This is a genomic window from Leucobacter sp. Ag1 (assembly GCF_000980875.1).
Lineage (GTDB): Bacteria > Actinomycetota > Actinomycetes > Actinomycetales > Microbacteriaceae > Leucobacter > Leucobacter iarius.
Genome location: NZ_LAYO01000040.1, coordinates 1 through 8,583, shown reverse-complemented (window position 1 = coordinate 8,583; position 8,583 = coordinate 1). Strand labels below are relative to the sequence as shown.

Below are 8,583 nucleotides of genomic sequence, written 5' to 3'. Positions count from 1 at the left end.
CGGGGCTGCGGCGTTTCGTCGCGGCGTCGGCCTACTGCGCAGTCGCCCGGGCGGCTCCCGCTGCCCGCCGACGGGCGTGGATCAGCGTCAGCGCGGATCCCGCCGCGAGGAGTATCCCGCCGAGGACGATCGATCCGGTCGGATCGGCGCCCGTCGTGGCCAGTTGTGCGCTTCCCGGAGTCTTGCTCGGGTGCGCGGTCGTACTCGGCTTCGGAGTCGGCTTCGGCGTGGGCGTGGGCTTCACGCTCGGCTTCGCGACCACCGTGACGGTGGCGGCCTGGTCGCTCTCCGAGGCGGCGAACACGTCGTCCCCGCGGTAGGCGGCGGTGATCCGATGCGTGCCGACCGCGAGCGAAGACGTCTTCAGTGTGGCGGTGCCGTCGCTCAGCGACGCCGTGCCGACGGAGGTGCCGTCCGCGAAGAACTCCACCGATCCGGTCGGTGCCGACGCGTCCGCCGCGCGTGCGGAGGCAGGAGCTGGGCGCTCGACCGGCAGGGGCGAGACGTCCGCAACGAGTGCGACCTCGGATCCGGCCTCCACTCGGTCGGGCGACGCCGAGACGGTCGTGCGGCTCGCGATCGACATCGGGCGGGCGGTGATCGTCACGGTGAACGGATCCTCCGATTCCGAAGCCTCGAAGCCGTCCCCGCCCGGGTACCGCGCGGTGATCCGGTGCGTACCCGGCGCAAGGCTCGTGAGGGTCAGCGACGCAGTGCCGTCGTCCAGGGTTGCGGTCCCGAGGGAGGTGGTTCCCTCCAGGAACTCGACCGTTCCGGTCGGGATCGGGTCCGAGCTCCGAGCGAGGGCGGGGAGCACCGCCGAGACGTTCGCTGTGAGCTCGACCGGGTCGCCCTCCTCGGCCGCGCTCGGGGCGCCGGTCAGGCTCGTCGCGGTCGATACGGCGGGAGACGTCGCCGTGAGTGTCGCGGTCGACGAAGAAGGTGCCATGGTCCGCTCACCGGCGTAGGAGGCGGTGATCACGAAGTTCCCCGCGGCCCACGGCGCGAACGGGGTCGAGGCCGTGCCGCCGACCAGCGAGACGTCGGCGAGGTGCTGCCCGTTCACCGAGAACGATACGACCCCCGTCGCGACCTGGTCCGGAACCGTGCTGCCCACCGTGGCCGTCACCAGGGTGCTCTGTCCCGGGGCGACGGGATTCTGCGACAGGCTCACCGCGGTGTGCGTCGCAACGCGCTCGGGCGCAACAGTGAAGGTCACGGGGTTCGAGGTCGACTCGGCGTACGTGTTGTCCGGGGTGAACCGCGCGGTCGCCGTGTAGGTCCCCGGTGCGATCTCCGGCCAGTTGGGTCCGGCCACGTGCTGGACCACCGCGGTTCCGTCGCTGACCCGTCCGTGGCTCGATCCCCAGCCGGGGATGCTGACGGCGAAGTACCCCGACGGGCGGGTGCCATCGCCTGCGGTGACGTCGACCGTGAACTCCACGGTGTCTCCCGGTATCGAGACTCCCGGGCTCACCGTGAGCTTCGTGGTGGTCGCGGTGACCGGCTCGTCCGCCGTGGCTACCGAGGGGGTCATGACCAATCCGGTCAGGACGATAAGGAGTGCCGCGGCGGCTCCGATGATGCGTCGCATAGGCGAAGCGTACTGGAGTATCCAGCCGGCTGCCATGAAACTCGTGGCCGGTGCTGGTTCACGCAGGATGCCTGCCGCCCGCGCCTCAGTCCCAGACCAGGAACACGATGCGCTCGTGCCCGTCGACGGCAGGCACCTCGCAGACGTCCTCCAATGACGAATCATCGGATTCGACGATGCCGTCGCTGCGCAACCAGTCCGCGTCGAGGCGCGCCTCCAGCTCGGCAGCGGGTGCGGTGGTCCCAATGACGATGGATTCGCCGAGGACTGCACCTTCCGGCTCGTCGACCTCGGTGTCGGCATGCAGCTCGACGCGGACCCAGGCGACGTCGGCATCGGCCCGCAGCTGGCGCAGACGCTCGGCGATCTCGGCGAGCGGCGGCCGGCCGAGGCCCCAGCGGTTCGGAGCGAAAGAGTCCTCCCGCCCGTTGCCGTCGAAGAACTCCTCGAGCGTGAGGAGCGGCAGCCGATCCCCCTCGGAGCGAGCGGCGATCTGCCCGGTGGTGATCACCGGTCGTACCTGACCTCGCCGAGCTGGATCGGTTTCGGGTTTCGCGCCACCCACGACACCGCCAGTTCGGTCAGCCGATCCACCCGTTCGCCGTCGTCGTTCCCGCCGCGGAGCGCGTGCGCGAGACGGCTCGCCTCCTCGGCTTCGCTCGCCTCGAGCGGGACCCCCGTGGCGAGGTGCTCGGGTACGGCAGCGAGCATGCGCTTGAATTGACGGTCCCAGTTCGGGCTGCCGTTGTCGAGGATCTCGCGGGCGATCCTCCCCGTGATCCGAACCACTTCGCCCTGCGCGGTCTGCGCGGGCCCGCTCGACGGCACCAGCAGTTCCCACAGCGCCTGGTGCTGATCCTGCCAGGCCCCCGCGGGCACGGTGATCGGCGAGACGCCGTCGTGCATCGCGCGCCGCGGCACCGGCTCGACGCCGAAGAGCTCGTACAGCGCGGTGAGTCCGGCGTCGACCTCGGGGAGGAAGTCACGGTTGAAGCCCGCGCGATGGAACTCGAAGCCCGTGCCGATCCGCGTGACCTGCGCACGAGCCTCGTCGCTCGACTCCGCTCCCGCGTCGAGCAGCAGGCGCGCGACCTCGGCCATCGCCGGGATCCCGATGTTCTGCGTGCGATGCAACCCGTTGAGCAGCGGATCCTCGTCGCTCTCGTTGAGGCGGCGCGGATCCGCACCGTGCCCGAGCAGCATCCGGACGGTCGCCGCGCGCTGATTCCCCGCGGCCGCGTGCAGCGGCGTATCGCCGTAGCGGTCGGTTCGTTCGATGTCGGCGCCGAGCGAGAGCAGCAGCGGGATCTGCGCGTCGCGCCCGAGTGACGCCCGCTCCCACAGCGGCGAGCGGTCGTAGGTGTCGGCCGCGTCGACGTCGAGGCCCTGCTCCGCGAGCCAGGCGATCAGTTCGTCGGGGCAGTCGACGAAGCCGATCGCCGTGTGCTTGCCGTAGCCGCCGCGCGCGTCGAGGAGCGTCTTGTCGAAGACCGCTTTCAGCTCGTCGAGCGTCGCCGAGCTCAGCCGGTCATCGAAGTCCTTCGGCAAGGTCTTGCGCTTGGCCACGGGCGTCCTCCTCGGTGTTGCGGGTGGGCGGTCGGGTTCGACTCTACGCAGGACATCCAACATTCCCGCGGCTGCTGAGTCTGCAAGCCGGACGTAGGCTTCGGTTCCGACAAGCACGGCGCGAGGATCGTTTTCGTATGCCCCGAGCACGGGCTCCAGAGCCTGGTCGACCCGTTCGAGGACCTGCGGTAGGCCAGGCGCTCCGCGCCGTGGGGCCGGGATCGCACTTGTCCCAGATCAGACAATAAAACTGCGATCCCGTAACCGTCAACGTCGGAGCCCCCGACTAGGATCAATGAGTGTCTTGGCATGAGCGGAACATGCCTTCACGACCCCTGATCCGCCTACCTAAGGACACGCATGGATGACGCTACCGCGCTCGAGGATCTCCCCGTCGAGCAGCTGATCGAGATGATCCGCGAGAAGACCGGGGCCGGCGTGAACCTTTCGTTCCCCGGCAAGGTCCTCGCCCGGCAGCTCGGCCGACGCGTGCGCCCACGCAACCAGCGCACGATCAAGAAGTACAGCGCTGGCGACGAACATGGCCGCGCGAGGAACCTGCTCATCGAGGGTGACAACCTCCAGGCGCTCGCCTCGCTGTACCGCGAGCGAGGCCACGTGGATCTGATTCTCACGGATCCGCCTTACAACACGGGCGGCGACTTCCGTTACAACGACAAGTGGGACACGGACCCGAACGACCCCGACCTGGGCGAGTTCGTGGGCAGCGACGACCCCGCTAAGCACACCAAATGGATGAAGTTCATGTACCCGCGCCTGCAGATGATGCGGGCGATGCTGAAGCCGTCGGGAGTCCTCGCTATCTGCATCGACCACCGAGAGCTGTTCCACCTCGGCCAGATGCTCGATGAGCTCTTCGGGGAGGAGAATCGGCTTGCAATCATCAACTGGCAGAAGTCGTACTCGCCACGGTCGGATAAGTCCCACGTCAGCACGGCAACGGAGTACGTCCTCGTCTATGCCCGCGACGAGATGCGGGCGAAGACCGCGCTGCTCTCGCGTAACGAGCAGATGGACGCCCGATATCAGGCCCGCGATGGCGATTCCAAGGTCTGGAAGTCCGGCGACCTCTCCGCCGGGAAGGCGGCGAAGAACCAGCCGATCGTATACGCGATCCAGTCGCCGTTCACCGGGGAACTCCATTACCCACCGGAAGGCCGCTGCTGGGCTCCGGCACGAGCGCAGGTCAAGCGGGCACTCGAGGGGTGGGGGACGCGCTACGTGGAGCGCGACCTGGGCGACGAGGTGGAGCGGGCGCGCGTCGCCGGCGTGCCGGTGGCGTCGGTTCAGAAGGGCGTCAAGGCACTCATGCTCGCTGATCCAATCGATGTCGCACGACCTCGCGCAGAAAAGCAGCTCGAGGCTGGCCCTTGGCCAGTCGTCTACTTCGGAATCTCCGGCAAGGGGAGGCCGCAGCACAAGCGGTATCTTGAGAACGTTAAGCGCGGCGTCGTCCCCATGACTTATTGGGCCGACGACGACCACGACTTTCCTGAGTCGCTCGGTTCAATCTCCTGGGAGCACGAGCAGTCGGGCCATAGCCAGACCGGCGTGGATGAGCTCAGCGCTGTCGTCGGGCGCAACCACGGCTTCCGTACGGTGAAGCCGCTGCGCCTGATCCAGAAGATCATCCAGATCTGGTGCCCACCGAACGGCACAGTGCTCGACCCGTTCGCCGGGTCGGGGACGACCGCGCACGCGGTCCTCGCCCTCAACCAGACATCGGGGAGTGATCGCCGGTTCATCCTCGTCGAGCAGGGTCGGCCCGAGCGGGGCGACTCGTACGCCCGGGTATTGACAGCAGACCGTCTCGCGCGGGTGCTCTCGGGTGATTGGGCCAACGGCAGCGGGAAGCCTCTTGCCGGCGGCTTCACTTTCAAGCAGCTCGAGAAGAAGGTCGACGCCAAGACGCTCCTGTTCATGGAGCGCGACGAGATGGTCGACACGGTCATCGCTTCCCACTCAAGTACCGGCTCCCGTCGAGCGGCGGTACTCATTCCGGTCGAGCGCGATGCCGAACCGTATGCCCACCTCGTCGCCAAGAACGGCGGCAACGAAGGCATCTTCCTCGTCTGGGCAGGACCCGACTCGAGCCCCGACCTCACAGAAGAGGTGTACGAGGCTATCACGGAGGAAGCGGATGCGGCTGGGTTGGCCGACCATTACCACGTATACAGCCGACGCAACCTCTTCGTCACGGATGACGTGACCTGGTATCAGATCCCCGACCGCATCCTGTCCGACTTCGGCCTGGATGTCCGCACCGAGTCCTTCACAGAGGAGGCCTGATCATGGCGCTCGAGCTCTTCCAGTTCCAGCGACGGGCGGCCTCATTGATGGCCGACCGGTTCATCGAATACAACTCCGACCCGGTCGTCATGGGCCGCCGCGACAGCCGGCACGAAGTGCCCTTCTATCAGGCGCTCTCATCGATCACCGGTTCGGGCAAGACCGCCATCCTGGCGCAGGCCGTGAGCGAGATCGTGGCGCTCGCGGAAATCCCGCCGGTGATCCTGTGGCTCTCCAAGGGCAAGGTCGTCGTCGAGCAGAGCTACGCGAACCTCCAGGAGGGCGGGAAGTACAGTCATCTGCTTCCCGAGATCGCCGTGCGCCTACTCAGCGAGTACGACCCAGAGGACGCGGCGCACGCGCGGGAGGGGCTTCTGTACTTCGCCACGGTCGGGACGTTCAACCAGAAGGACCGAGAGGAGAGCAAGCTCAAGATCTACAAGAACGACATCGACGGCATCGAGACCACCCGCTGGGAGGCGCTCAAGGTGCGCGAGATGTCGGACGGTATGCAGCGGCCTCTGATCGTGGTCTACGACGAGGCACAGAACCTCAGCGACCAGCAGACGACGCTTCTGCTCGAGCAGCAGCCGAGCGTGTTCCTGCTCGCCAGCGCGACGCTGCGCTTCCCCGCGCAGTTCGACGCCGAGGTCATCCAGCCGCTGCGCACGCAGGCCGGCTACACGGACGACAAGCTCGTCACTCCGGTGAAGTCGTCGACCGTCGTGGGGTCGGGCCTCGTCAAGGGCATCATCAAGCTCGACGGCCTCAACGCTCCGATGGAGGAGACCGTCTCCGACATGCTCACGGACCTGCGTGACGCGGAGTCTGCGGCGAAGGCGGAGGGCCTGGGCTTCCTGCCGAAGGCGATCTACGTCTGCAACACGAATGTGCTCGCCGACGACGCGAGCCGGACGGACGACCCGAAACAGCCGTTCGACCAGCGGCAGGCCCCGCCGATAGAGATCTGGCGCTATCTCACCGAGCAGTGCGGCGTCCCGGCCGACGAGATCGCGGTGTACGCCAACCTCAAGACCGACAAGGACTTCCCGCTGCCGACAGACTTCGTGCTCTTCGGCGGAGGCGAGAGCGACTACGACGATTTCGTGGCTGGCGACTACCGGCACATTATCTTCAACAAGACTCTCCAGGAGGGCTGGGACGATCCTGCGGTCTATTTCGCCTACGTCGACAAGACGATGGAGTCGACGATCGACATCACGCAGGTCGTTGGGCGCGTGCTGCGCCAGCCCGGCGCGACGCACTACGAGGCGGATCGGCTCAACACGGCGCACTTCTATGTGCGCGTCGACCGCAACGACGTGTTCAAGAGCATCATCGACGAGGTGCGCAAGGGACTCGGCGGCGATGCGCCGGAGGTGCGGATCCTGACATCGCCGCCGGGGTCCGAGCCACCGGTGAGCATCGAACCGAAGGAATCGAGGACGGTCCCGCGCACCGGAGTCGACAACGCGGCCACAGTGGATCCCGTCAAGAAGGTGATCGAGAAGGTCAACGACTACACGCAGGACGCCGTGAACACGCGCGGCACGGGCCGCCGGCGCACGGTGACGCAGGCCATCGGCGGAGGCGAGGCCGCAGACTCCGAGTGGGTCGACTTCGAGCAGTCGAACCGCGTCAATGCTCGGTGGGTGTTCCAGCGTGAGGTGTCGCGGCGCTACAAGCCTGCACTGACAGTCATAGACACCGACGACAAGAAGTTCGACGCCAAGGTCGGCGTCGGGTCCCGAGCCTACGCGAGCATCGCCAACGACGCCGCGGCCGCCGTCGACGAGTACCTGCGCCACGCAGTGCTGAAGCAGGCCAAGCCCAAGCCCTACGAGGTCGGTAGCACACTGGTGCGCCGCGGCTCCATGGAGACCTTTCGTAACGCTCTCCACGAAGGCTACGACGGCCTCAACCCGCTTGAGCTGCAGTTTGCCCGCACACTCGACGCCACGGGTCTCACATGGGCGCGCAACCGCTCGCAGACCGGCTACCGTATCCAGCTCGTGTCGCTCGGTCAGACCGCCTGGTTCTTCCCTGATTTCCTGGTGTGGTCAGGGGACAGGGTGCTCTGCGTCGACACGAAGGGCGGGTACCTGGTGGAGAGCGACGGCCGGCGCAAACTGCTGTCGATCCAGCCGCACAAGGACGTCTCGACGACCGTCGAGGTGAAGTTCGTGGTCGAGGGCACGTGGAGGACCGACGGTACTCCCGACGGCAAAGACGGGTTCTCCGTCCTCGAGCTCGGCAGCGGTCGGGACCTACTGACGTTGCCCTATGAGGATCTCGAGTCGCTCGTGAAGTCGTTCCTCCCGGTCGAGGCATTTTAGGAGCACCGCCCAGCGCCGTCCCCGAGGCGAGTCGATCAGACGCTCAAGACCCTTGCAAGAGAACGATCCGGCAGAGGTTTTGTGCGTCACGCCACCTGCTTTGACTCGAAGAACGGGTCCAAGTCGGCCGGTCTGTAGAGCACCGAGCCGATGATCTTGGCACACTTGGGCCAACCTCTCGGATCACTTTTTCTTCAGGACCGGGCAGCCGGCCCCGGGTAGACGGGGCGTCGGCCGAAGCGCAGAGCGATCTGCGGGTGGCTATCGGGTGCCGTTCGTCCTGAGCATTGGCAATTGAACCTGCGATTTTGGCTTTTTTGGAGACAGATTCAGAACAAGTAATTCATGCAGGCAGAAAGCGATCAAGAACGCTACATTGGGAGACGGTGCTCCAAATCAGGCCGGGCGTGTCACGGTGACATCCGCCTCTTACTGGTGACATCTGCGGTGACATTCTTCAACCGAGACGACGGAACCCTGCACTTCACGAGCACAGTGGACCAGCATGCTCGGAACGCGGAGATTTACCGTGCCGAGCGACCGGGGTACGACCTGGGCTTCGTCGTCTTTGACGAGTCCACCTCGTATTTCGAAGGCCTGGGGGCAGTCGGGCACCGGCCGGCCGCACGTGTGATTCAACGACTCCGTCTTCGTGGAAGCGGTCCTGCGGTCCGGCACGGACTGCTTTAGTCTGGATGAAGCCCTACGAGCGCCTTGAAACGGCCCAGACCGGCGTCGTCCCGCCCCCCCCACCCACCCCCCCCCCACACACCCACC

Annotated in this window: 5 protein-coding genes; 2 read left to right on the top strand and 3 right to left on the bottom strand. The window is 66.5% G+C overall.

Annotated features, from left to right (window positions below; translation table 11 throughout):
* Positions 1-31: 31 nt before the first annotated feature.
* The 3 genes from XM48_RS00495 to XM48_RS00485 form a co-directional block, all read right to left on the bottom strand.
* Positions 32-1,537, bottom strand: a complete 1,506-nt coding sequence (locus XM48_RS00495) for an Ig-like domain-containing protein (RefSeq protein ID WP_197074105.1) — start codon at positions 1,535-1,537, stop codon at positions 32-34.
* Between the two features lie 142 nt (positions 1,538-1,679).
* The gene (locus XM48_RS00490) at positions 1,680-2,105 is read right to left on the bottom strand and encodes a hypothetical protein (protein ID WP_046453812.1); all 426 of its coding nucleotides are present in this window, start codon (positions 2,103-2,105) and stop codon (positions 1,680-1,682) included.
* A complete protein-coding gene (locus XM48_RS00485) occupies positions 2,102-3,160 on the bottom strand; it encodes an ankyrin repeat domain-containing protein (protein ID WP_046453811.1) in 1,059 nt (352 codons plus the stop codon). Before XM48_RS00485 ends, XM48_RS00490 begins: the two co-directional genes overlap by 4 nt.
* Positions 3,161-3,520: 360 nt before the next feature.
* On the opposite strand from XM48_RS00485, the gene XM48_RS00480 reads away from it, so the two are divergent.
* Entirely contained in the window at positions 3,521-5,470 is a 1,950-nt protein-coding gene (locus XM48_RS00480; protein ID WP_046453810.1) for a site-specific DNA-methyltransferase, read from the top strand.
* Between the two features lie 2 nt (positions 5,471-5,472).
* A complete protein-coding gene (locus XM48_RS00475) occupies positions 5,473-7,806 on the top strand; it encodes a DEAD/DEAH box helicase family protein (RefSeq protein ID WP_046453809.1) in 2,334 nt (777 codons plus the stop codon).
* Positions 7,807-8,583 lie beyond the last annotated feature (777 nt).